Origin of the sequence: Pseudomonas sp. MN1F, from assembly GCF_009391885.1 — a bacterium.
Lineage (GTDB): Bacteria > Pseudomonadota > Gammaproteobacteria > Pseudomonadales > Pseudomonadaceae > Aquipseudomonas.
In genome coordinates this window covers 1-20,397 of record NZ_VZII01000057.1, presented here as the reverse complement: position 1 = coordinate 20,397, position 20,397 = coordinate 1, and the positions used below count along the sequence as shown (strand labels likewise).

Genomic DNA, 20,397 nt, shown 5'->3' with positions numbered 1-20,397 from the left:
TCACTTCTCCTGCAGCACCGCCCTGCCCTTGACCGCCCGCGGCCCACGCCAGGCCCAGAACAGCAGCCCCGGGAACGGTGCGTAGACCACGAACACGATCCACAGCATCTTGCGCTCTGCGCGCCGTTCGCTGCCGATGATGTGCCAGATGGCGAAGATCTCCAGCAGAATGACCAAGGCCGCGACAATGATCCAGATCGTTCCGATTTCCATGTGCACTCTCCCGTTGGCATGTACTGGGTTGGGTTACAGCCAGCGGTGAGGGTTCACTCGGATTTGATACGTGCGCCCAGTGACCACCCGCGCGCCTCAAGTCACCGATTGCCGGGCGGCCTGGACGATCAGTGCGATCAGTTGTGCCACCTGCTCGCTCAACAGCACATTGGCGTGGTGCACCAGGCCGATGTCGCGGTGGAATGTATGTGCGCCAAGGTCATAGGCCCGCACGCTGGCGGGCCAGGCATCCCGGGTGACGGTCTGCGGCACCAGCGCCACGCCAACGCCCTTGCCAACCAGTTCGGTGATGGCCTCCAACTCGTCCAGTTCGCACACTTCGCGGGTGCTGAAATGAGCCTGGCGCAGGAAGCGATCGACCTGACGACCTCCGAACGAGGAGCGTTCATAGCGAATGAAGGGCTGCGTGGTGAGGATATCGCTCCATTCAGCCTGCTCCAGCCCAGCCGGCACGATCAGACGGTAAGGCTCGCGAGCCAGGGTGGTCCATTGCAAATCGCTCTGCAGCTCAAAGGGCGGCCGGATGATCACCGCGATATCGAGCTCTCTGGCATCGACCGCACTGAGCAATTCCAGTGACAGCCCGGGGATGATGCGTGTGCGGCACTCCGAACGAGCCGCGTGAAACTGCGCCAGCGCCTGGGGCAGCAGCGAGCGCTGTATGGATGCGATGGCACCAATGTCCACCTGCACGGTGGGCGCGGCCCCAGCAACATTGGAGCCCAGACTGCTGTACAGCCTGAGCACTTCCTGCGCCTGAATCAGAATTTGCTGACCACGCCGGTTCAACTGGGCATTCCTGCCCTTGCGCTCGAAAATCTCGAACCCCAGTTCCTCCTCCAGCCGCTGCATCTGGGCGCTCACCGCTGCCTGGGTCAGGTTGACCTTCAACCCCGCCGCGGCAAAGGTGCCCTCGCGGGCCACCACGATCAGCGTCTTGAGTTCGCGAATCATCAACAAATTTCCTTTGTGTTTTTAAGAAACATATATTGATTTTTTTATTGATTCGCCATCCCTACACTCGTCCGCAGAACAAAAAACAGACGCTTGCCAGCAAGCTCGGTTTTCAGGTTCCAGGCGAAGGCCCTGACGTTCGCCTCAATTAAATCGATCACAGGAGCACCTGATGAGCCTCTCTCCTTTCCACCTTGCCATTCCCGTTCACGATATTGCTGCCGCCCGAAGGTTCTATGGCGAAGTCTTCAACCTTGAAGAAGGCCGCTCGGCTGCGCAATGGGTCGACTTCAACTTCTATGGCCATCAATTGGTGATTCACGAACACCCGAAGATGGCCTATCAGGAGCAGGCATTGAGCAACCCTGTGGACGGCCACAATGTGCCGGCTCCGCATTTCGGCGTCATCCTGCACTGGGACGAATGGGTGGCGTTGGCCAAGCGCCTGACCGCGTTGGGTACCCAGTTCGTGATCGAACCGTACATCCGTTTCAAGGGCCAGGTAGGCGAACAGGCCACCATGTTCCTGTTCGACCCCTGCGGTAATGCACTTGAATTCAAGGCGTTCAAGGACATGGGGCAGATTTTCGCCAAATAAGCCTGATTGCTCAGCGTGCCCTTGGCGTGGGCGCTCGCGCTCACGCATCTAGCTACTGCCAACTGCGCAGCACACCTTCTATAAAAAAGGCTAGAGCCATGAAAAAAATCCCGCTCGTCTGGCAGATCGTTGCCGGTCTGTTTCTCGGTATCCTCGTCGGCTGGTACCTGAACAGTCACCCTGCCTATCAATAATGGGCAAGTACAGAAATCCTCAAGCCCCTGGGTGACATCTTCATCAAGATGATGAAGATGATTGTCGTACCGATCGTCTTCTGTTGCATGGTGCTTGGCATTGCCGGCGGCGGCGACAACAAGTCGTTCGGCCGCATGGGCGCCAAGTCGCTCGGTTATTTCTTTGCCATCACCACCTTGGCGATCGTTGTCGGGCTGGTGCTTGGCAATCTCCTGCAACCTGGATCAGGCACCGTCATCGCAGGGATGGCGCACGGTGATGCCGTGATGAAGACGGAGCCCGCCAAAAGTGCCCTGCTGATCGTGCAGAACATCGTGCCAGACAACCTGTTCCAGGCACTTTCCGAAGGCAAGCTACTGTCGATCCTGTTCTTTGCCGTCCTGTTCGGCATGGCCTTGAACGCGTTGCCGCGGGAAAAGAGTGCAGCGGTAATCGCCACCCTGCAGGGCACCGCCGACGCCATGTTCAAACTGGTCAACTATGTGATGGCCTACGCACCGATTGGCGTGTTCGGCATGATCGGCGCCACCGTCGCCACCTTCGGCTTCGCCTCGCTGCTGCCGCTGCTCAAGCTGATTGGCGTGGTGTACCTGGCACTGCTGCTGTTTGCAACGATCGTGCTGGGTGGTATCTGCTACCTGATAGGCGAAAACTTGCTCAAGCTGGTGCGTTACTTCCAGGACGAACTGATCCTGGCCTGCTCCAGCGCCGCGTCGGCCGCCGTCATGCCCCAGTTGATGGAGAAGCTTGAACGGTATGGAGTGCCCCGGCGCATCGTCAGCTTCGTGGTGCCGGTCGGCTACGCCTTCAACCTCGATGGTGCGTCGATCTTCCTGGGCGTGGCGACGATCTTCATCGCCCAGTTGTATGGCATCGACCTGACGCTATCCCAGCAGATCCTGCTGGTGGTGACGATGGTGCTCACCTCCAAGGGCGCTGCGGGCGTACCGGGCTTTGCCATCATCATCCTCTCGGCGACACTGGCATCGGCCGGGCTGCCGCTGGAAGCGGTGGCACTGGTGGCCGGTATCTTCCGGGTCATCGAAAGTGGCACCACTACGCTGAATGTGCTCGGCAATGCGATCGCGCCGCTGGTGATTGCCCGCTGGGAGGGCGTGGCGTTGAAGGGTGAAGGCGGCTCGCTGGCGGTGCGTTGCTGAACGGCCAGAGCCCTGTCACGGACAGGGCTCTGGCGCATCATCAGTGCGCCGGCACCCCGTCCAGGGCCGCCTTGAGCGCCACGGCATCGGCAAAGGCCTGCTCGCTCACCAGCATCCCATCCTTCAAGCGCAGCCATGAAACCTGCCCTGCCTGCCCCGGATAGCGACTGGCAATACGGCCTTCGCGGTCGAGCAACACCCGGTAGCTGTAATCGCGCATCGCCGGTATGGCGAACAGCTTGCTGATCAGCGCCGGCATCCGCTGGATATCGGCGACGAACACCGCATCGCGCGCCTCCAGGTAGCCCTTGGGCGCGTCGGCCAGCGCGGCCTTGACCAGCTTGGCGCCCTCCATGTCGCGGGCCACCAGCAGTATGTGCGTGCCGGCGTTCAGGCTGTAAGGCTGGTCGTACTGGTCAAGCAGCGTCCAGGGCGCCAACCGCTCGCCTGCCTCCAGGGCATGGGCCAGCAACGGCAGCAGACCGAACAGTAATGCGATGGCGTATTTCATCGAGGTTCTCCAGAACAGAGGCGCCAGCATAGCCCACTTGCCTCAACACGACCTGCAATACGACACGCGCCCCCCGGAGATTGTCTTTCCCGCACGCTGCCGCCACACTCTGCTGGCCAGCCAGGAAGCGGAGTCCAGAGTGCCCACCCCACGCCAGTTCAGCAAGAAGACCAGCACCAGCAACATGCTGCGGCTCAAGGCCAACGCCGGTAGCCCCGAGGCACCTTACCGCGTCGACTTCATCCTGCTCGAGCACTTCTCGATGGCCAGCTTCACCGTGGCCATGGACGTGCTGGTCACCGCCAACCTGTTGCGCGCCGACAGCTTCCGTTTCACCCCGCTGTCACCCAAGGGTGACCGGGTGCTCAGCGACCTGGGGCTGGAACTGGTCGCCAGCGAACTGTCCGCCGAGGAGCTCAAGACACTCGACCTGCTGATCGTCTGCGGCGGCCTGCGTACACCGCTGAAATACCCCGAGCTCGACCGCCTGCTGGCCGACTGCGCCGCCCACGGCATGGCCCTGGGCGGGCTGTGGAACGGCGCCTGGTTCCTCGGCCGGGCCGGCGTGCTCGACGACTACGGCTGCAGCATCCACCCCGAGCAGCGCGCCAGCCTGTCCGAGCGCAGCCCGCAAACCCGCATCACCCCGGCCAGCTTCACCCTCGACCGCGACCGCCTCAGCGCCGCCAGCCCCAACGGTGCCATGGAGCTGATGCTGGGCCTGGTGCGCCGCCTGTACGGCGACGGCCTGGCCGAAGGCGTGGAAGAAATCCTGTCGTTCTCCGGTGCCCGCTACCGCCAGGTCGGCCCCGGCGCGAAAAAGTCCATGAGCCTGCACCTGCGCACCATTGTCGAGCTGATGGAAAACAACCTCGAAGAAACCCTGAGCCTTGACCAGCTGGCCGCCTACAGCGGCCGCTCGCGTCGGCAGATCGACCGCCTGTTCCAGGCCCAGCTCGGCACTTCGCCGCGGCGCTACTACATGGAACTGCGCATCACCAAGAGCCGCCGCCTGCTGCAGTACTCCGACCTGTCGGTGATGGAGGTGGCAGTGGCGTGCGGCTTCGTCTCGGTCTCGCACTTCAGCAAATGCTACGCCGCCTACTTCGGCTACCCGCCGTCACGCGAGCAACGGCTGGGCGAGTAAGCGGGTTCAGGCGCGGATGTAGCTGAGCACCACGTCGCAGATCATCTGCCGGTGGCGCAGCTTGACCTGCTCGTCGGCCAGGTCGATCTGGAAGATGTCGCCGAAGGTGTGGCGGTTGGACACCCGGTAGAAGCAGAACGAACTCATCAGCATGTGCAGGTCGATGACCTCGATGCCGGGGCGGAACACGCCCTCTTTCACGCCACGCGCCAGGGTGCTGCCCAATGCTTGCAGCACCAGGCTGCTCATCTCGCGGATGGCCGGGGACTTCTTGACGTACTCGCCGTAATGGATGTTCTCGGTACAGACCATGCGCACGAAATCGACGTTGCGGTCGTGGTGGTCGAAGGTGAACTCGCAAAGCCGGCGAATCGCCTGCTCGGCCGGTAGCGATTCCAGGTCCAGGCTCTGTTCGGTCTTGCGGATGTCGCCGTAGAGCTTGACCAGGCACTCGACGTACAGCTGCTCCTTGCTGCCGAAGTAGTAGTAGATCATGCGCTTGGAGGTGGCCGTGCGCTCGGCGATGGCGTCCACGCGCGCGCCAGCAAGGCCTTGCTGGACGAACTCGTTGATGGCGGCCTGGAGGATGTCCTCGCGGGTTTTCTCGGGGTTGTTCTTGCGCGGTTGGCGCGTAGCCGAGGGTTCAGGCGGGCTGAGGGGGGCTACGGGGTTGCTCATGGCGGCTCACGGGGTGTCTTTTTGGGATTTGAGGGGATTATCCGTGACGGGTTCGCCCTGCGGCAAGCCTTCGCGGGCCCGATGAACAGGTCTTGGGACTCAGGTTATGGCCGCTAGGCTCTGTACGAAAAGCCTTGATACTTGTTCATGCTGCGTTGAAAACAGCCTCGGAATGCTCATGTACTCCAGTACACTCCGCTTCCTCGGCTGTTTTCGCCTTGCCTGACCTGCGTCTCAAGACTTTTCGTACAGAGCCTAGTGTCCGCCGAAAGTTTTACAGCGCTGGTGAGATCGAGCGCCGCGCGGGCGGCGCTCGATCTTATAGGTGCTGAATGCCTGTCGGCGAACGCCTCAGAATCACAACACCGGCTTGCGCACCGCCCCACTGCGCCGCTTGGCCATCGCCGCCAGGCGCACCGCGACGTTCGCCGCGCCATACCCGGCATAGCCGCCCTTGCGCTGGATGATTTCAAAGAAGAAGCGCTCCTCGAACGGCTCGGTGTACACGTGGAACAGCTCGCCCCCCTGGGCATCACGGTCGTACAGCACGTTGAAATACGCCAGTTCACTAAGGAACTCGTCGTTGAAATCGAAGCGCGCCGCGAGGTCGTCGTAGTAGTTCAGCGGGATTTCCAGCAGTGGCACGCCCGATTCCTTGGCCCGCGCCACTTCGGCGAAGATATCCCCACAATCGAAGGCGATGTGATGCACACCTGAGCCACGATAGCTGGACAGCGCATGGGCGATGGCGGTGTTGCGGTTCTCCGAGATGTTCAGCGGCAAGCGCAGGCTGCCGCACGGGCTGCGCAAGGCGCGGCTCTTGACCAGGCCGTACGGGTCGGGCAGCACCACTTCATCGTCGGCAGCAAAGTCGAACAGGCTCTTGTAGAACAGCACCCAGCTGTCCAGCGACTCGGCCGGCAGCGCCAGGGCCATGTGGTCGATGCGCTGCAAACCGCCGATGGCATTGGCGGCCGGGTCCAGGCGGAAGTCGGTGTCGTACAGCGACGGCCCTTCCTTGCCCTGCTCCACCAGGTAGATCAGGCTGCCGTCCGGGGCACGCACAGCCGGTACTTCGCATTCGTTGGGGCCGACCAGGCCACGGAATGGCTGGCCGCGGAAGTCGGTGGCGCGTTGCAGCGCGGCATGCTCGTCCTTCACCCGCAGGGCAGTGGCGCACAGCGAAGGGCCGTGAGCCTCGAAGAAGTTGTGGCCGAAGGAGTACGGCTCGGCGTTGAGCACGATGTTGATGTCGTTCTGGCGCAGCAGGCGCACGTCCTTGCTACGGTGCTTGCCGGCTTCGGCAAAGCCCAGGCGCTTGAGCCAGCTGCCCAGGCGCGCGCCGACGGCTTCGTCAACGGCGAATTCGAGGAACTCCACACCGTCGTAGGCGCTGGCCGCCGGCGGGGTGAACAGCACACCCGGCTCGATGGCAGTGCCTTCCTGCTCCAGGCGCAGGCGGGTCTGTTCTTCGAGGTACAGCAGCGAGCGCAGGCCGTCGGCGGCGTTCTGCCGTGGCGGCGCGGCGCGGAAGCCGTCGTTGAAGATTTCCAGCGACAGCGGGCCGCGATAGCCGGTGGCGAGGATCGGCGCAAGGAAGCCAGCCAGGTCCATTTCGCCCTGCCCCGGGAAGTTGCGGAAGTGGCGGCTCCATTCCAGCACGTCCATGTTCAGGATCGGCGCGTCGGCCATCTGTACGAAGAAGATCTTGTCGCCGGGGATGTCACGGATCGCCGCCGGGTCGCCTTTGAGCGACAGGGTATGGAAGCTGTCGAGGATCACCCCCAGCGCCGGGTGGTCGGCCTGGCGCACCAGGTTCCACACTTGCTGGTAGGTATTGACGTGGCGGCCCCAGGCCAGGGCTTCGTAGCCGATGCGCAGGCCGCGCTTGCCGGCGTGCTCGCCAAGCAGGCGCAGGTCGTCCACCAGGATCTGTTCATCGCCCAGGGCGTCGGCCTGGACGTTGCTGCACACCAGCACCAGGTCGGTGCCCAGCTCTTGCATCAGGTCGAACTTGCGCTCGGCGCGGTCGAGGTTTTTCTGCAGGCGGTCGCGGCGGCAGCCTTCAAAGTCACGGAACGGCTGGAACAGGGTAATGGCAATGCCGAGGTCGGCGCACATCTGCCGTACTTCACGCGGGCTGCCAGCGTAGTACAACAGGTCGTTCTCGAAGATCTCCACGCCGTCGAAACCGGCGGCGGCGATGGCTTCGAGCTTTTCCGGCAGGGTGCCGCTCAAGGACACGGTGGCTATCGAACGCTGCATGGGGGAGTTCCTTGTTATTGGACGGACGACGGGCCGAAACCTTGCTGGGTTTCTGGCACTGTCAATTATTCGCAGGTAAAGTCGACCCGGCAATCTGTTTGTACGAAATGGTTAGTTTTGCGTTCGATTACCGCACAAAACCGATTTTGGCGAATTGATTCACTGCCAACCCTAAGCAAACATGGACCCAGACGCAGGCACACCGACCGCCCTCTTCTGCCCTGACGGTGGTTCGGCAAAACCTGCGCAGACAAGCCCAACGTCACAACATAATAAGTTCAATAAACCGGGTACCGACCTATGCACACCTCCATCGCCTTGCGATCCGCACCTGCTCGTTCGTCTTCCCTCTGCAGACACCGCCTGCGATCAATCGCGCTATAACCGCCCTACTCCCGAAAAGCGATCGCACCCCTCTGGCCGCCCCTGGGCGACGCCAGCCGTGCGGCGACCTACAAGAACAACGGAGACAACGATGGCTCACTCAAGCTCTCAAGCCAAGAAAGCGACCGCCAGTGGATGGATTGGCTCGGCACTCGAATACTACGATTTCTTCATCTATGCCCAGGCTGCGGCACTGATCTTCCCGCAGATCTTCTTCCCCAACACCGACCCGAAAATGGCCATCATCGCCTCGTTGGCCACCTACGGTGTGGGCTACCTGGCCCGCCCTGTCGGCGCCTTCGTGCTCGGCCACTGGGGTGACACCCGCGGGCGCAAGAACGTGCTGCTGCTGTGCATGTTCCTGATGGGCCTGTCGACCATGGCCGTCGGCCTGCTGCCGACCTACCACGATATCGGTATGCTGGCCCCGGCCTTGCTGGTGCTGTTGCGCCTGGTCCAGGGCTTTGCCGTGGCCGGTGAAATCTCCGGTGCCAGCTCAATGATCATGGAGCACGCCCCGTTCGGCCGGCGTGGCTACTATGCCAGCTTCACCTTGCAGGGCGTGCAGGCCGGCCAGGTAATGGCGGCGGCGGTGTTCCTGCCACTGGCCTACTTCATGCCGAGTGAAGCCTTCAATGACTGGGGCTGGCGCATTCCGTTCCTGTTGAGCGCCTTCGTCCTGCTTGCGGGCTTCATCATTCGTAAGGAAGTGCACGAAACCCCGGCGTTCGTGAAGGAAGAGAAGCAGGACAAGGTTGCCAAGTCGCCGATCAGCGAGGCCTTCCGCCACAGCTGGAAGCACATGGTGCTGGTGATGTTCATGGCCCTGATGAACGTGATCCCGGTAGTTGCCACCATCTTCGGCGCGGCCTACGCGGTGCAGCCGGCCTATGGCATCGGCTTCGACAAGAGCGTGTACCTGTGGATCCCGGTAGTGGGCAACATCGTCGCGGTGCTGGTGATTCCGTTCGTGGGCAACCTGTCCGACAAGATCGGCCGTCGCCCGACCATGATCGCCGGCTGCCTGGGCTCTGGCCTGCTGGCCTTCGTCTACCTGTATGCGATCAGCATCCAGAACGTGCCGCTGGCCTTCGCCGCCTCGATCGTGATGTGGGGCATGGTCTACCAGGGTTACAACGCGGTATTCCCAAGCTTCTACCCGGAGCTGTTCCAAACCCGCTACCGCGTATCGGCCATGGCCATCGCGCAGAACATCGGCACCATGCTCACCGCCATGCTGCCAGCGCTGTTCGCCCTGGTGGCGCCACCGGGTTCGGACAACATTCCGCTGGTGATCGGTGGCCTGGCGTTCTTCATCACCTGCGTGTGTGCATTGGCGGCCTACATTGCGCCGGAGACCCACCGTTTGGCGATGGAAGATCTGGGCAACCCGGACGCCAAGCCGATGGAGAAGGAAGCTTACGAAGCCAGCCGCAAAGGCAGCTTTCAGGCAGTGAGCCAGTAATAGATCGTACGGGGCCGCTTTGCGGCCCCAGCGATATCAGCCTTTGACCACTTCCTGCAGGTTCAGCCAAAGCTTCTCCACATGCTCCCGCTCGGTCGGCAAAGCCCCCACCGACACCCGCACCATCCACCGCCCTTCCAGCGTCGCCGGCGTCACATACGCCACCCCGGACGCATTCAGCCGCTCAGCCCACGCCTTGGTATGCGCATCCAGCGCCTCCCCTTCCAGCCCCGCTGGCCGGTGGCGAATGCACAAGGTCTGCAGTTGCACCGGTGCCAGCACTTCCCACTGCGCTTGAGCCTCAACCTGCTGCGCCAACCAGCGGGCATTCTCCAGGTCTCGGCGCAAGCGCTGCTGCAACGCCTCAACGCCTTCGCTGCGCAACATGAACCACAGTTTCAAGGCGCGGAACCGACGGCCCAGCGGAATCCCCCAGTCCCGCAGGTTCTTCACCTCGCCATCCACCGCCGACTGCAGGTAGCTCGGGTTGGTGCTCATCACCCGGATCAAGTGCTGCGGATCGCGCACGTAATAGATCGAGCAATCGAACGCCACACCCAGCCATTTGTGCGCGTTGACCACGACAGAATCGGCCAGCTCGATGCCGTCCCACATCCACCGGCATTCCGGCAGGATCATCGCCGAGCCGGCCATGGCCGAGTCGACATGCAGCCACAGCCCGTTGGCCTGGGCGATTTCGCCGATCGGGCGCAGCGGGTCAAGGGCGGTGGTGGTGGTGGTACCGGTGGTGGCGACCACAGCACAGGGCTGGTTGCCGGCGGCGAGGTCTTGCTCGATGGCAGCCTGCAGCGCCTGCGGGCGCATGGCGAACTTGTCGTCGGTGGCGATCAGGCGAATGTTGGCACGGCCAAAGCCGGCCAGCAGTGCAGCCTTGTCCACCGAGCTGTGGGCATGGGCACTGACATAGATGATCAGCGGCTTGGCCTCGGCCTGCAGGCCGCCGCGCACCAGCGCATAATCGGTGGCCCGCTCACGGGCGCTGATCAGCGCCACCAGCGTGCTGGTGGACGCGGTGTCCTGGATCACCCCGCTCCACTGGGCCGACAGGCCGAGCAGCTGGCGCAGCCAGTCGAGGGTGGTTTCCTCCAGCTCGCTCAACGCCGGGCTGGATTGCCACGACAAGCCGAGCACACCGAGGCCGGTGCTGAGGAAATCGCCGAGCACCGACGACAGGGTGCCGTTGGACGGGAAGTAGCCGTAGAAATCCGGGTGCTGCCAGTGCGACAGGCCAGGCATGACCAGTTGGTTGACGTCGTCGAGGATCGCCTCGAACGACTCGCCCTGCTGTGGGGCGCCTTGTGGCAGCTGGGCCTTGAGGTAGCCGGGCTGGACCTGGGCCATGACCGGGCGTTCGCCGACGGATTGGCGGTAGTCGGCGATCAGGTCGATCAGCTGGTGGCCGTACTGGCGGAATTGTTCTGGGGTCACGCGCGCGCTCCTGAGGATTGTCCAGTGCCCCCAGTCTAGGCGCCTGCGCCCCCGCGAATAACCCCGCTGCGCGCATACCTGCTATGGCAAATCCGCAACCCCGCCCTGCACGCCGAACTGTGACTGGCGCCACAGCTCGAACACCCGGTTGCGCAACCAGCGGTGCTCGGCCGAGGCCTGCAAACGCTGATGCCACACCACCCAATAGCGCTGGGTATGCTCGACAAACCCCAACGGCCGCCACGCCAGCCCGTGCAGGCGGCACAACTGGCGGGCGATGTGCTCGGGTACCGTGGCCAGCGCCTGGCTGTTGCCGATCACCTGCACAGTCGCCGAGAAAAACGGTACTTCCAGGCTGATGCGCCGCTGCAAACCCTGGGCGCGCAGGTGGCGGTCGATGAAGCTGTCCTTGTCGCCGCCACCGGAAATGCGCACGTGCTTGCAGGCCAGGTAATCGTCCTGGCCAAGCGCGTCCAGCGCGGTCAGCGGGTGATCCTGGCGCATCAGGCACACCGCGCGGTCTTCGCCTAGCAAACGCCCATGCAGGTTGGGCGGCGACTCGTCGAACAAGGTGGTGGCCAGGTCGATCTCGCCGCTGGCGAGCAAGGCGTATTGCCCGGCCTGCCAGGTGCGGTAGTCGATGGACACGCCCGGGGCTTCCTGTTCCAAGGCAGCCACCAGCAACGGCAGCATGTGCTCGGCTACATAGTCGGAGGCGGCCAGGCAGAAGCGCCGCTCGCAGCGGGCCGGGTCGAAGGCAGCGGGTTGGCGCAGGGCCTGGAGCTCTTCGAGGACCTGGCGCAGGGGTTCGGCCAGGGCTTCGGCATGCTCGCTGAGCACATAACCGCGGCCCTGGCGTACCAGCAACGGGTCGTCGAAGGCTTCGCGCAGGTGGGCCAGCTGGCGGCTCAGGGCCGATTGGCTGACACCCAGGCGGTCGGCGGCGTGGCTGAGGTTCTTCAGCTGCAGGAGGCAGTCGAGGGTGCGCAGGTGGGCGAGGCTGAGGGAGGCGAAAGTCGGGTTCATGCAGGCTCCCTTGCGTGGTTTTTACAGGCCCATTCGCGGGTAAACCCGCCCCTACAGGGCATGCAGGAGCGGGTTTACCCGCGAATGGGCCGCAAAGCGGCCCCAGCTTTTTAGGCGGTCAGGCCCACGTAGACGTTCTGCACGTCATCGTTCTCATCGATCGCCTCAAGGAACGCTTCAACCTCAGCCAGCGCTTCAGCACTCAGGCTGGCCGCGCTCACCGGATTCTTCGGGGTATAACCGATCTTCGCCGAAGTCACGGTGAAACCATGCTCAGGCAGCGCCTTCTGCACAGCATCCAGGTCGGTGGTGTCAGTGATGAACAAGGTCGAACCTTCTTCTTCACCTTCCTCGAACTCCTGCGCGCCGGCTTCGATGGCGGCCATTTCCGGGTCGGCATCGCCTTCCGGGGTGGCTTCGATCAGGCCGACGTGGTTGAAGTCCCACGCCACCGAGCCGCTGGCGCCCAGCTGGCCCTTGCGGAACAGCACGCGGATCTGCGCCACGGTGCGGTTGACGTTGTCGGTCAGGCACTCGACGATCAGTGGCACCTGGTGCGGAGCGAAGCCTTCATAGCTGACGGCATGGTACTGCACGGCGTCGCCGTCCAGGCCGGCGCCTTTCTTGATCGCACGCTCCAGGGTCTCGCGGGTCATCGAGGCTTTTTTGGCCTGAACGATGGCCAGGCGCAGGCGCGGGTTCATATCCGGGTCGGCGCCAGACTTGGCAGCGATCTGGATTTCCTTGGCCAGCTTGCCCATGATCTTGCCCTTGGCATTGGCAGCTGTTTCTCTATGTTTGGCTTTCCACTGTGCGCCCATGTCGACTCTCTTTGTTTCAGCGGCCGGTTCAGGAAGCGACCGGCCAAAAGTGGGTGCAGTTTATACGCCCTCGGGCGGTGGATCGACAAGTAATCTCACGCCTTGTCGACCCTGCCCGCTTTCCTTCAGGTACGCAGTGGCTTGATCGCCATACTGGTGTTGGGCGCCACGTCATTGGCCTGGGGCGTGCTGGCCGGGCGGCTGTTCCAGTGCGGCAACAACACCAGGGCCGAGAACAGCGCGCAGCCGGCAAACACGATGAACACCGTGACGCTGTCGAAGTAGCCCGGCAGCAGGCCGCCGAGCACCGCGCCCACCGAGCCGCAACCGTTGACGAAGCCTGCCGCCGTGGCGCCGGCCTTGGCCGTGCCGAAGTCGATGGCCGCCGCACCGCTGATCATCGAGTCCGGCCCATACAGGGTCAGGCCCATGACGAACAGCAAGGCCACCACCATCACGATGCTGCCGCTGTGCATGGCCGCCATGAACGCTGCCAGGGTCAGCGTCAGCAGCACCAGGCTGATCACGCAGGCCGGCATGCGCCGGGCGCCGAACAGCTTGTCCGAAGCCAGGCCGATGATGATCGGGCCGAGCAGCCCGGCCAGTTCGAAGGCGGTGGGGATGATCGCCGCGCCGACCTTGCCGACCGATGGCATCTGCTCGAAGACGATCACCGGGCCCCACAGCAGGATGGCGTAGCGCGCCGGCTTCAACAGGAAGTAGGCCAGGCCCAGGGTCAGCACCGTGCGGTTGCGCAGGATCTCGCGCAGTGGCGCCCACACACTGCACAGGTTGCCAGCCGGGGCCATGCTCTGCGGCTCCGGTTCGACCGCTGCCAGGCCGACGTCTTCCGGCTTGTTGCGCTGCAGGAAGAAGAACAGCACGGCCACGCCGGCCACCACCGCAGCGCTGGAGAAGAACGCCGCATGCCAGGTGCCGACCAGGGTATAGGCCCACCAGCCGGCGAACGGTGAAGCGACCAGGCCACCGAAGGCGTAGCACGAACTCCACAGCCCCAGCACCCGCCCGCGCTGCGCAGCCGGGAAGAAGCTGCCGATGTTCTTGCACAGCCCGGCCCAGCCGGTGGATTGCGCCAGGCCCTGGATCAGCATGCAGGTGGCGAAGATCGGGAAGGTCGCGTAACTGCCCATCACCACGGCGGCCGCCGCCGAGATCAGCAGGCCGCCCAGCACCACCACGCGCGGGCCGAAACGGTCGGCAAGCATGCCCCAGGTGAACTGGCCCACGGCATAGGCAGCCAGGTAGATCGCGTCGAGGTTGGCCATGGCGGCCTTGTCGAGCATGAACGTCGGGTCTTCAGCGATGCCGAGCTTGGCCACCGAGAAGGCTTTGCGGGTGAAGTAGAAGGCGGCGTAGGCCAGCCAGGTGATCGCGAAAATCTGGATGCGCCAGCGTTTCAACGCGGCTAGTGATTGATTCATTGACTCTGACCTCTTGCTCAAGTGTGCCGGCAGATTGTTAAGAAACGCCTGTCTTGTTGTTGTGTTGCGCACTGCATGACGAAGGCTCGTCATCTGGTCAGATGGCACCGCTGTGCGGGCCATGGCCCGGCCGCTGCTTGTGGCGGTGGCCTCGGGTTGAAACGTATGGAAACAGTTGCTGACTGATAAAGAAAATCGATTTATCGTATTTCACACATAAGCGCAGCTTGTTACTGGAGTCGGCATGTCGGTATCCCACGCTCAACTCAAGGCCTTCCATGCAGTGGCCGTGCACGGCAGCTTCACCCGTGCGGCGCAAAAGCTGTTTCTGACCCAGCCGGCGGTGTCCGACCAGGTGCGCAAGCTCGAAGAGCGCTTCGGTGTGCTGCTGTTCCACCGCAACAAGCGTTCGGTGCAACTGACCGACCTCGGTGAGCGCCTGCTGGGCATCAGCCAGCGCCTGTTCGCCTGCGAGGCCGAGGCGCATGACCTGTTGCAGGATTCACGCGCCCTGCACACCGGCAGCCTGGTGCTGGCGGTGGATGCGCCGGTGCACGTACTGCCGCAGATCGCCCGCTTCTGCCAGCGCTACCCGGGCATCCAGGTCAAGGTCGAGACCGGCAACACCGATGAATCGCTGGCAAGGCTGTTCAGCTACCAGGCCGACCTGGCGCTGCTCGGGCGCGATGTCGATGACGAGCGGCTGTACTGCGTGCCGCTGCGCCGCGACCCGATGGTGGCGTTCGTCTCGCACAACCACCCATGGGCCAGCCGCGGCTCGATCAACCTGGCGGACCTGGACGACACACCGCTGGTGCTGCGCGAGCCGGGTTCGGTAACGCGGCAGACGCTGGAGGAAGAGATGCAGCGCGCAGGCTTGCGGATTCGCCCGGCGATCCAGGTGGAAGGCCGCGAAGCTGCGCGCGAGGCGGTGGTGGTGGGGATTGGCGTGGGGGTGGTGTCGGCGGCCGAGTTTGGCGCGGATGCGCGGGTATGCGCGCTGCCCATTGTCGATTGCCAGCGGCATCTGACCGAGACCCTGGTGTGCCTGAGCGAGCAAAGAAGCCGCCGCGTGGTGGCGACCTTCCTGCAGATGGTTCAGGAAGCGTTGTAGCGCCAGTACCGGCCTCTTCGCGGCTAAAGCCGCTCCCACAGGTACCCCACAGCATCTGAAACCTGTGCAGTTCCTGTGGGAGCGGCTTTAGCCGCGAAGAGGCCAGCACAGGCAATACAACTATTCTGGAAATACCTCAACTCCAGGCTCTCCCACCATGCTCTACCGCTTGGCCGCCGACGCCCTGGTCCTGCTTCACCTGGCCTTCATCCTGCTGGTCCTGTTCGGTGGCCTGCTGGTGCTCAGGTGGCGCCCCGCCCTGCTCCTGCACCTCCCTGCCCTGGCCTGGGGCTTGGCGGTGGAAGGCCTGCATCTGCAATGCCCGCTCACCCACTGGGAAAACCGCATGCGCCTGGCGGCCGGTGACGCGGGCTACCATGGCGGCTTCGTCGAGCACTACATCTGGCCGCTGATCTATCCCGCCGGCCTGACGCCGCACATCCAGCTGCTGCTGGGCGGCGTCGTGCTGGTGCTGAACCTGGCTATCTACAGCGGTGTCATCTGGCGCTGGCGGCGACCTTAACGGGTGGCGACGACAAACAGCCGCGGGAACGGCAGCAGCACCTTGCCATCGGTGGCAGGCGGGTAGTCATGCTGCATGGCCTGCAGGTACATCTGCAGGAAGCTCGCCTGTTCCTCTTCGTCCAGCTTGGCAAGGTAAGGCCGCAGCGCCGACCCCTTGAACCATTCCACCACCGCCTCGGCGCCGCCGGCCAATGGGTGGTGATAGGTGGTACGCCACACGTCCACCCGCGCGCACAGGGGGCTGAGCAGGTCGTAGTAGAACGCCGCGTTGTGCCGGGGTGGCAAGTGGAAGTCAGCGAATTTCTCCGCCCACGGGCCTTCACTGGCAATCTTGCGCAGTTGCCGGTGAGCGGGCTCGTCGAGGTTGTCCGGGGTCTGCACCGCTAGGCTGCCGCCCTCGCTCAGCTGGCGCACCAGGTGCGGGTACAGCGAGCCGTGGTCGGGCACCCATTGCAGCGAGGCATTGGCCAGGATCAGGTCTTGCGGTTCGGGGGCGGACCAGTCGCTGATATCGGCAATTTCGCAGCGCACCCGCGGAATGTGCAGGCGCTTGCGCTCGCGGGCCTTGTCGATCATGTCCTTGTCGCTGTCCAGCGCCGTGACCTGGGCATCCGGGCAACGCTGCAGCAGTACTTCGGTCGAGTTGCCGGGGCCACAGCCCAGGTCGGTGGCATGGCGCACCGGGCGTGGCGGCACAGCGGCCAACAGGTCTCGCACGGCGCGGGTGCGTTCGTCTTCGAAGAGGGAATACTGGGTGGCGGACCAGGCCATGGGCGGCTCCTTATGGCGGACGATGCAGTGAGCATACGCCATGTACCGAAGCGCATGCGCTTGAACTGTCGTCCTATGCTTGAAGTCACTCCTTTTATGCGCATGCCCATGAAAATATCCCTGGCCCTGGCCATTCTGGCGCTTATCGCAGCCGCCGCCCTGCTCGGCTCCCCCTGGATGAACCAGCGGTTTCACATGCCCGAGGAAAAACACCACGCCCAACAACGCGAAACGGCCGGGTCCCAAAGGGAGCCGGCCGTTTCCAACAACAAGTGACGCTTAGTGCTGCTGCTTGCCAGAGCGGATCTGGTGCACCACGCCCATGGCCACTACGACAGCGGCGGCGATGCCGGTGGAGATCACCAGGATCTGGTAGTCAGGCATGAAGGCCATGGTCACCAGCGCGGCAATGATGAAGCCGATCACCAGGTAGGTCAGCCACGGGAACAGCCACATCTGCAGGCGCACTTCCTTGCCTTCGGCAATCAGCTTGCGGCGCATGCGCAGCTGCGAGAAGGCAATCACCAGGTACACCAGCAGGGCGATCATGCCCGTGGTGTTCATCAGGGTTTCCAGCACGTCTTTCGGGCGCAGGGTCTCGCTGAAGTTGATCAGCGCGCAGACCACGGCCACGGCGCAGGAGCCGATGATCGCGTACACCGGTACGCCAGTGCCGGCGCGGGTGATCTTGAAGAACGACGGCGCGTCGCCACGCTGGGCCAGGGAGAACAGCATGCGTGAAGCGGTGTAGTGACCGGAGATCAGGCAGCTGCTCACCGAGGTCAGCACCACGAAGTTCATCAGCAGCTCGGCGTGCGGCACGCCCAGCAGCTCCAGGGTACGGCGGTACGCGCCATAGCCGGAAACACCCAGTTGCGGGTCGTTCCACGGTACCAGGCAGACGATCAGGAAGATCGAACCGACGTAGAACAGGCACACACGCCATACCACCGAGTTGGTGGCCTTGACGATCTGGGTGGCCGGGTCCTTGGCTTCGGAAGCGGCGATGGTGACGATCTCGGCGCCGAGGAAGGCGAACATCACCCCGAGCAAGGCACCAATGACCGTGGTGATGCCGTTGGGCATGAAGCCTTCGGCGGTCAGGTGGGTGATGCCACGCACTTCACCGAACTGCCAGAGGTTCATCACGGCGGCGGTACACACCACCAGGAAGCAGACGATCGCCACCACCTTGATCAGCGCGAACCAGAATTCGAACTCACCGTAGTGCTTGACGTTGAAGAAGTTGACAGTGATCAGCAGCAGGGTCGTGGCAAGCACGAACACGTTGACGCTCACGTCGGGGAAGAAACCGTGCAGGATCTTGCCCGCCACATAGGCTTCCCAGGCCATCAGGATGACCCAGTACCACCAGTACAGCCAGCCGATGGTGAAACCGGCCCAGCGGCCGATCGCGCGGTCGGCGTAGGTGGAGAACGAGCCGGTGTCAGGCGAGGAAGTCGCCATTTCACCCAGCATGCGCATGATCAGCACCACCAGGATGCCGCCGGCCAGGTAGGCCAGCACTGCGGCCGGGCCGGCGCTGTGGATCACGCTGCCGGAACCGACGAACAAGGCGCCGCCGATAACCCCGGCGATCGACATCATCGTCAGGTGGCGCGACTTGAGCGAGGCACTGAGTTTGCTCTCGTGCCCGCTTTTCGCGGTGGTTGTTGTGGATGTTGCGTCCATCAGTTGTGTACCCCGTGCTTCTTTTTATCCAAGGAAAACTGTGAAACCCCGATGGCTCTCGGTTTCACCTGTACATCAGTGCTAATGCGGGCAGGATGGTGTGCGCAAACACACGCAGGCCTTCCGTGGCGGCCTGCTGACGCGCCCCAGGGTTGGCACCTCGGGCGAACTGAACATGCTTTATGTGGCGATATCTGACACCTAATGTAAAAATGTCCGACGTAGAGAGCCATGCACAGTGGCATGAATCTCGCACTGCACTGTACAGGCCGCCGATGCAATACACCCCGCTGGCGCTTGGCGTTACGCACTCCTGAAGGCCCCGAATGTTCGAATTACATCCAGACTCTTCCACGCCGCTGGTCAACCAGATCATTGACGGCCTGCGCGAGCTGATCGATAACCAGACCCTCAAGCCCGGCGCCAAGGTCCCGTCGATCCGCGCCTTCGCCGCGAGTTATTCGGTGAGCACCTTCACCGTGGTCGAGGCGTATGACCGCCTGGTCGCCCAAGGGCTGCTGGTGAGCAAGGGCAATGCGGGGTTCTTCGTCAATCGTGCGGCGAACGAGCTGCTTGAAAGCCAGAACAGTGAGGCCGAGGCCGGCCGCCCGACGTTCAATTCGGAGTGGTACCTGCAGCAGATCTTCGAGATCCGCCAACTGCCGTTCAAGCCCGGCTGCGGCTGGCTGCCCAACGACTGGATGTATGAAGAAGGCCTGCGCCGTGGCCTGCGCCAGGTTGCTGGCAGCCCGCTCGAGCTGTCAGGCTACGGCGACCCGATGGGCTTGCCGGAGCTGCGCGCACTGACCGCGCAGAACTTGCAGCAGGAACTGTCGATCGTCTGCAACCCGGCACAGCTGATGCTGACCCATGGCGCCAGCCAGGCGCTGGACCTCGCCGTGCGGACCTTGGTACGCCCGGGTGATGTGGTGCTGGTGGACGACCCCGGCTACCCCAACCTGATGAGTATCCTGCGCACCCAGGGCGCGACCTTGATCGGCGTGCCACGTACGCCAAACGGTTACGACCTCAATCATCTCGAACACTTGCTGGCACACCACCGCCCTACCGCGTTCTTCACCCAGCCGCACCTGCACAGCCCGACCTGTTCACGCACCCCGCTGCCGCAACTGCACCGTCTGCTGCAACTGGCCAGCCAGCATGGCTTCCGTCTGGTGGAGAACAACCTGTACGCCGACATGGTCGCCGAGCCGCAGCCGTGCCTGGCCAGCCTCGACCACCTGCAGCAGGTGGTATACGTGGGCAGCTATTCGAAGAGCATCTCGCCCAACGTGCGGGTCGGCTATTTACTGGCCAACCCGCAGCTGTCGCAGAAGTTGCTGCACCTGAAGATGCGCTCGGGCCTGACCACTTCGCAGGTGATGGAGCGGGTCGTGTATGCCGCGATCATTGACGGGCGCTGGCGCAAGCACCTCAAACGCCTGCGCCAGCGTTTGGCCGAGGCGCATCAGGAAGTTGGCCGGCATCTGCATCGATTGGGCTTTGAACTGTTCACCGAATCGGATGAAGGGATGTATATCTGGACCCGTCACCCGGCGATTCCGGACAGCGCGGCGTTGCTGGATGATGCCTTGGAGAAAGGCATCATGCTCGGGCCTGGGCAGTTGTTCATGGTCGATGCCAAGGCCACCGGCTGGATGCGGTTCAATGTGGCGTTCAGTACCGATCCGGCGATGTGGGAATTGTTGGAAAAGGTGCTGGTGAAGCATGTGCGCCGGGGTGGCTTGTAGGGATTGTGGTGGTTGGCATCTTCAGCGCCTGCAAGATCGAGCGCCGCGCGGGCGCGGCGCTCGATCTTGCAGGCGCTGAAATTGTCGTGGCGAGTAGCTGCGCAGCAGCCCCGGCGTTATGCACAACTAACTGTGAGGGTGTCAGAAATTTTGTGTTCGGGCATAACATGAGTAAGAGGTGCATGTATGCCAACCAAAAAGAAACCCTTGCGTGA

At 63.2% G+C, this 20,397-nt stretch carries 18 protein-coding genes and 1 pseudogene; 8 read left to right on the top strand and 11 right to left on the bottom strand.

Annotated features, from left to right (window positions below; genetic code table 11):
• Together F6X59_RS24880 and F6X59_RS24875 are read right to left on the bottom strand one after the other, a co-directional pair.
• On the bottom strand, window positions 1-213 hold the full coding sequence (locus F6X59_RS24880; protein ID WP_012314118.1) for a PLDc N-terminal domain-containing protein: 213 nt from the start codon (window positions 211-213) through the stop codon (window positions 1-3).
• Between the two features lie 96 nt (window positions 214-309).
• Window positions 310-1,188 carry a LysR substrate-binding domain-containing protein gene (locus F6X59_RS24875; protein ID WP_152958770.1) on the bottom strand — a complete coding sequence of 293 codons (879 nt, stop codon included), beginning with the start codon at window positions 1,186-1,188 and terminating at the stop codon, window positions 310-312.
• Between the two features lie 172 nt (window positions 1,189-1,360).
• On the opposite strand from F6X59_RS24875, the gene F6X59_RS24870 reads away from it, so the two are divergent.
• Window positions 1,361-1,786 carry a VOC family protein gene (locus tag F6X59_RS24870; RefSeq protein WP_152958769.1) on the top strand — a complete coding sequence of 142 codons (426 nt, stop codon included), beginning with the start codon at window positions 1,361-1,363 and terminating at the stop codon, window positions 1,784-1,786.
• Window positions 1,787-1,884: 98 nt separating this feature from the next.
• A pseudogene (locus F6X59_RS24865) lies at window positions 1,885-3,141 on the top strand (cation:dicarboxylate symporter family transporter).
• A gap of 40 nt (window positions 3,142-3,181) precedes the next feature.
• On the opposite strand, the gene F6X59_RS24860 reads toward F6X59_RS24865, so the two are convergent.
• Window positions 3,182-3,652: an FAD/FMN-containing dehydrogenase gene (locus F6X59_RS24860; RefSeq protein WP_152958768.1), complete on the bottom strand. Its 471-nt coding sequence runs from the start codon at window positions 3,650-3,652 to the stop codon at window positions 3,182-3,184.
• 139 nt (window positions 3,653-3,791) lie between these two features.
• Here F6X59_RS24860 and F6X59_RS24855 point away from each other — a divergent pair, with 139 nt between their 5' ends.
• A complete protein-coding gene (locus tag F6X59_RS24855) occupies window positions 3,792-4,799 on the top strand; it encodes a GlxA family transcriptional regulator (protein ID WP_372240522.1) in 1,008 nt (335 codons plus the stop codon).
• Between the two features lie 6 nt (window positions 4,800-4,805).
• Here the strand turns inward: F6X59_RS24855 and F6X59_RS24850 are convergent, their stop codons facing one another.
• Both F6X59_RS24850 and quiC read right to left on the bottom strand, forming a co-directional pair.
• Window positions 4,806-5,477 carry a TetR/AcrR family transcriptional regulator gene (locus tag F6X59_RS24850; RefSeq protein ID WP_152958767.1) on the bottom strand — a complete coding sequence of 224 codons (672 nt, stop codon included), beginning with the start codon at window positions 5,475-5,477 and terminating at the stop codon, window positions 4,806-4,808.
• Between the two features lie 357 nt (window positions 5,478-5,834).
• A complete protein-coding gene (quiC, locus tag F6X59_RS24845) occupies window positions 5,835-7,742 on the bottom strand; it encodes a 3-dehydroshikimate dehydratase QuiC (protein WP_152958766.1) in 1,908 nt (635 codons plus the stop codon).
• 475 nt (window positions 7,743-8,217) lie between these two features.
• On the opposite strand from quiC, the gene F6X59_RS24840 reads away from it, so the two are divergent.
• On the top strand, window positions 8,218-9,591 hold the full coding sequence (locus tag F6X59_RS24840; protein WP_152958765.1) for an MFS transporter: 1,374 nt from the start codon (window positions 8,218-8,220) through the stop codon (window positions 9,589-9,591).
• Between the two features lie 36 nt (window positions 9,592-9,627).
• On the opposite strand, the gene F6X59_RS24835 is transcribed toward F6X59_RS24840, so the two are convergent.
• The 4 genes from F6X59_RS24835 to F6X59_RS24820 all read right to left on the bottom strand — a co-directional run bounded on the left by F6X59_RS24835 (window position 9,628) and on the right by F6X59_RS24820 (window position 14,329).
• Window positions 9,628-11,040 carry a DOPA decarboxylase gene (locus F6X59_RS24835; RefSeq protein WP_372240521.1) on the bottom strand — a complete coding sequence of 471 codons (1,413 nt, stop codon included), beginning with the start codon at window positions 11,038-11,040 and terminating at the stop codon, window positions 9,628-9,630.
• Between the two features lie 81 nt (window positions 11,041-11,121).
• Window positions 11,122-12,066, bottom strand: a complete 945-nt coding sequence (locus F6X59_RS24830) for a LysR family transcriptional regulator (RefSeq protein WP_152958764.1) — start codon at window positions 12,064-12,066, stop codon at window positions 11,122-11,124.
• Window positions 12,067-12,176: 110 nt separating this feature from the next.
• Window positions 12,177-12,887, bottom strand: a complete 711-nt coding sequence (locus F6X59_RS24825) for a YebC/PmpR family DNA-binding transcriptional regulator (RefSeq protein WP_152958763.1) — start codon at window positions 12,885-12,887, stop codon at window positions 12,177-12,179.
• 125 nt (window positions 12,888-13,012) lie between these two features.
• Window positions 13,013-14,329: an MFS transporter gene (locus F6X59_RS24820; protein WP_152958762.1), complete on the bottom strand. Its 1,317-nt coding sequence runs from the start codon at window positions 14,327-14,329 to the stop codon at window positions 13,013-13,015.
• Between the two features lie 244 nt (window positions 14,330-14,573).
• Between F6X59_RS24820 and F6X59_RS24815 the strand changes: the two genes are divergently transcribed.
• Both F6X59_RS24815 and F6X59_RS24810 read left to right on the top strand, forming a co-directional pair.
• Window positions 14,574-15,443 (top strand): LysR family transcriptional regulator, encoded by an 870-nt coding sequence (locus tag F6X59_RS24815; protein WP_152958761.1) that lies wholly within the window; start codon window positions 14,574-14,576, stop codon window positions 15,441-15,443.
• A gap of 157 nt (window positions 15,444-15,600) precedes the next feature.
• On the top strand, window positions 15,601-15,966 hold the full coding sequence (locus tag F6X59_RS24810; RefSeq protein ID WP_152958760.1) for a DUF2784 domain-containing protein: 366 nt from the start codon (window positions 15,601-15,603) through the stop codon (window positions 15,964-15,966).
• Here the strand turns inward: F6X59_RS24810 and tam are convergent.
• Window positions 15,963-16,739 (bottom strand): trans-aconitate 2-methyltransferase, encoded by a 777-nt coding sequence (tam, locus tag F6X59_RS24805; protein ID WP_152958759.1) that lies wholly within the window; start codon window positions 16,737-16,739, stop codon window positions 15,963-15,965. The two genes, F6X59_RS24810 and tam, sit on opposite strands and share 4 nt — an antisense overlap.
• A 96-nt stretch (window positions 16,740-16,835) precedes the next feature.
• Here tam and F6X59_RS24800 point away from each other — a divergent pair, with 96 nt between their 5' ends.
• Window positions 16,836-17,015, top strand: a complete 180-nt coding sequence (locus F6X59_RS24800; protein ID WP_152958786.1) for a hypothetical protein — start codon at window positions 16,836-16,838, stop codon at window positions 17,013-17,015.
• A gap of 3 nt (window positions 17,016-17,018) precedes the next feature.
• Here the strand turns inward: F6X59_RS24800 and F6X59_RS24795 are convergent, their stop codons facing one another.
• Entirely contained in the window at window positions 17,019-18,431 is a 1,413-nt protein-coding gene (locus tag F6X59_RS24795; RefSeq protein WP_152958758.1) for an amino acid permease, read from the bottom strand.
• A 326-nt stretch (window positions 18,432-18,757) separates the two neighbouring features.
• Here F6X59_RS24795 and F6X59_RS24790 point away from each other — a divergent pair, with 326 nt between their 5' ends.
• Entirely contained in the window at window positions 18,758-20,182 is a 1,425-nt protein-coding gene (locus tag F6X59_RS24790) for a PLP-dependent aminotransferase family protein (RefSeq protein ID WP_152958757.1), read from the top strand.
• Window positions 20,183-20,397 lie beyond the last annotated feature (215 nt).

What these genes read in the sequence shown, in the direction of transcription:
- F6X59_RS24880 (WP_012314118.1), bottom strand. Translation starts at nt 213, where the DNA reads ATGGAAATCGGAACGATCTGGATCATTGTCGCGGCCTTGGTCATTCTG.
- F6X59_RS24875 (WP_152958770.1), bottom strand. Translation starts at nt 1,188, where the DNA reads ATGATTCGCGAACTCAAGACGCTGATCGTGGTGGCCCGCGAGGGCACC.
- F6X59_RS24870 (WP_152958769.1), top strand. Translation starts at nt 1,361, where the DNA reads ATGAGCCTCTCTCCTTTCCACCTTGCCATTCCCGTTCACGATATTGCT.
- F6X59_RS24860 (WP_152958768.1), bottom strand. Translation starts at nt 3,652, where the DNA reads ATGAAATACGCCATCGCATTACTGTTCGGTCTGCTGCCGTTGCTGGCC.
- F6X59_RS24850 (WP_152958767.1), bottom strand. Translation starts at nt 5,477, where the DNA reads ATGAGCAACCCCGTAGCCCCCCTCAGCCCGCCTGAACCCTCGGCTACG.
- quiC (WP_152958766.1), bottom strand. Translation starts at nt 7,742, where the DNA reads ATGCAGCGTTCGATAGCCACCGTGTCCTTGAGCGGCACCCTGCCGGAA.
- F6X59_RS24840 (WP_152958765.1), top strand. Translation starts at nt 8,218, where the DNA reads ATGGCTCACTCAAGCTCTCAAGCCAAGAAAGCGACCGCCAGTGGATGG.
- F6X59_RS24830 (WP_152958764.1), bottom strand. Translation starts at nt 12,066, where the DNA reads ATGAACCCGACTTTCGCCTCCCTCAGCCTCGCCCACCTGCGCACCCTC.
- F6X59_RS24825 (WP_152958763.1), bottom strand. Translation starts at nt 12,887, where the DNA reads ATGGGCGCACAGTGGAAAGCCAAACATAGAGAAACAGCTGCCAATGCC.
- F6X59_RS24820 (WP_152958762.1), bottom strand. Translation starts at nt 14,329, where the DNA reads ATGAATCAATCACTAGCCGCGTTGAAACGCTGGCGCATCCAGATTTTC.
- F6X59_RS24815 (WP_152958761.1), top strand. Translation starts at nt 14,574, where the DNA reads ATGTCGGTATCCCACGCTCAACTCAAGGCCTTCCATGCAGTGGCCGTG.
- F6X59_RS24810 (WP_152958760.1), top strand. Translation starts at nt 15,601, where the DNA reads ATGCTCTACCGCTTGGCCGCCGACGCCCTGGTCCTGCTTCACCTGGCC.
- tam (WP_152958759.1), bottom strand. Translation starts at nt 16,739, where the DNA reads ATGGCCTGGTCCGCCACCCAGTATTCCCTCTTCGAAGACGAACGCACC.
- F6X59_RS24800 (WP_152958786.1), top strand. Translation starts at nt 16,836, where the DNA reads ATGCGCATGCCCATGAAAATATCCCTGGCCCTGGCCATTCTGGCGCTT.
- F6X59_RS24795 (WP_152958758.1), bottom strand. Translation starts at nt 18,431, where the DNA reads ATGGACGCAACATCCACAACAACCACCGCGAAAAGCGGGCACGAGAGC.
- F6X59_RS24790 (WP_152958757.1), top strand. Translation starts at nt 18,758, where the DNA reads ATGTTCGAATTACATCCAGACTCTTCCACGCCGCTGGTCAACCAGATC.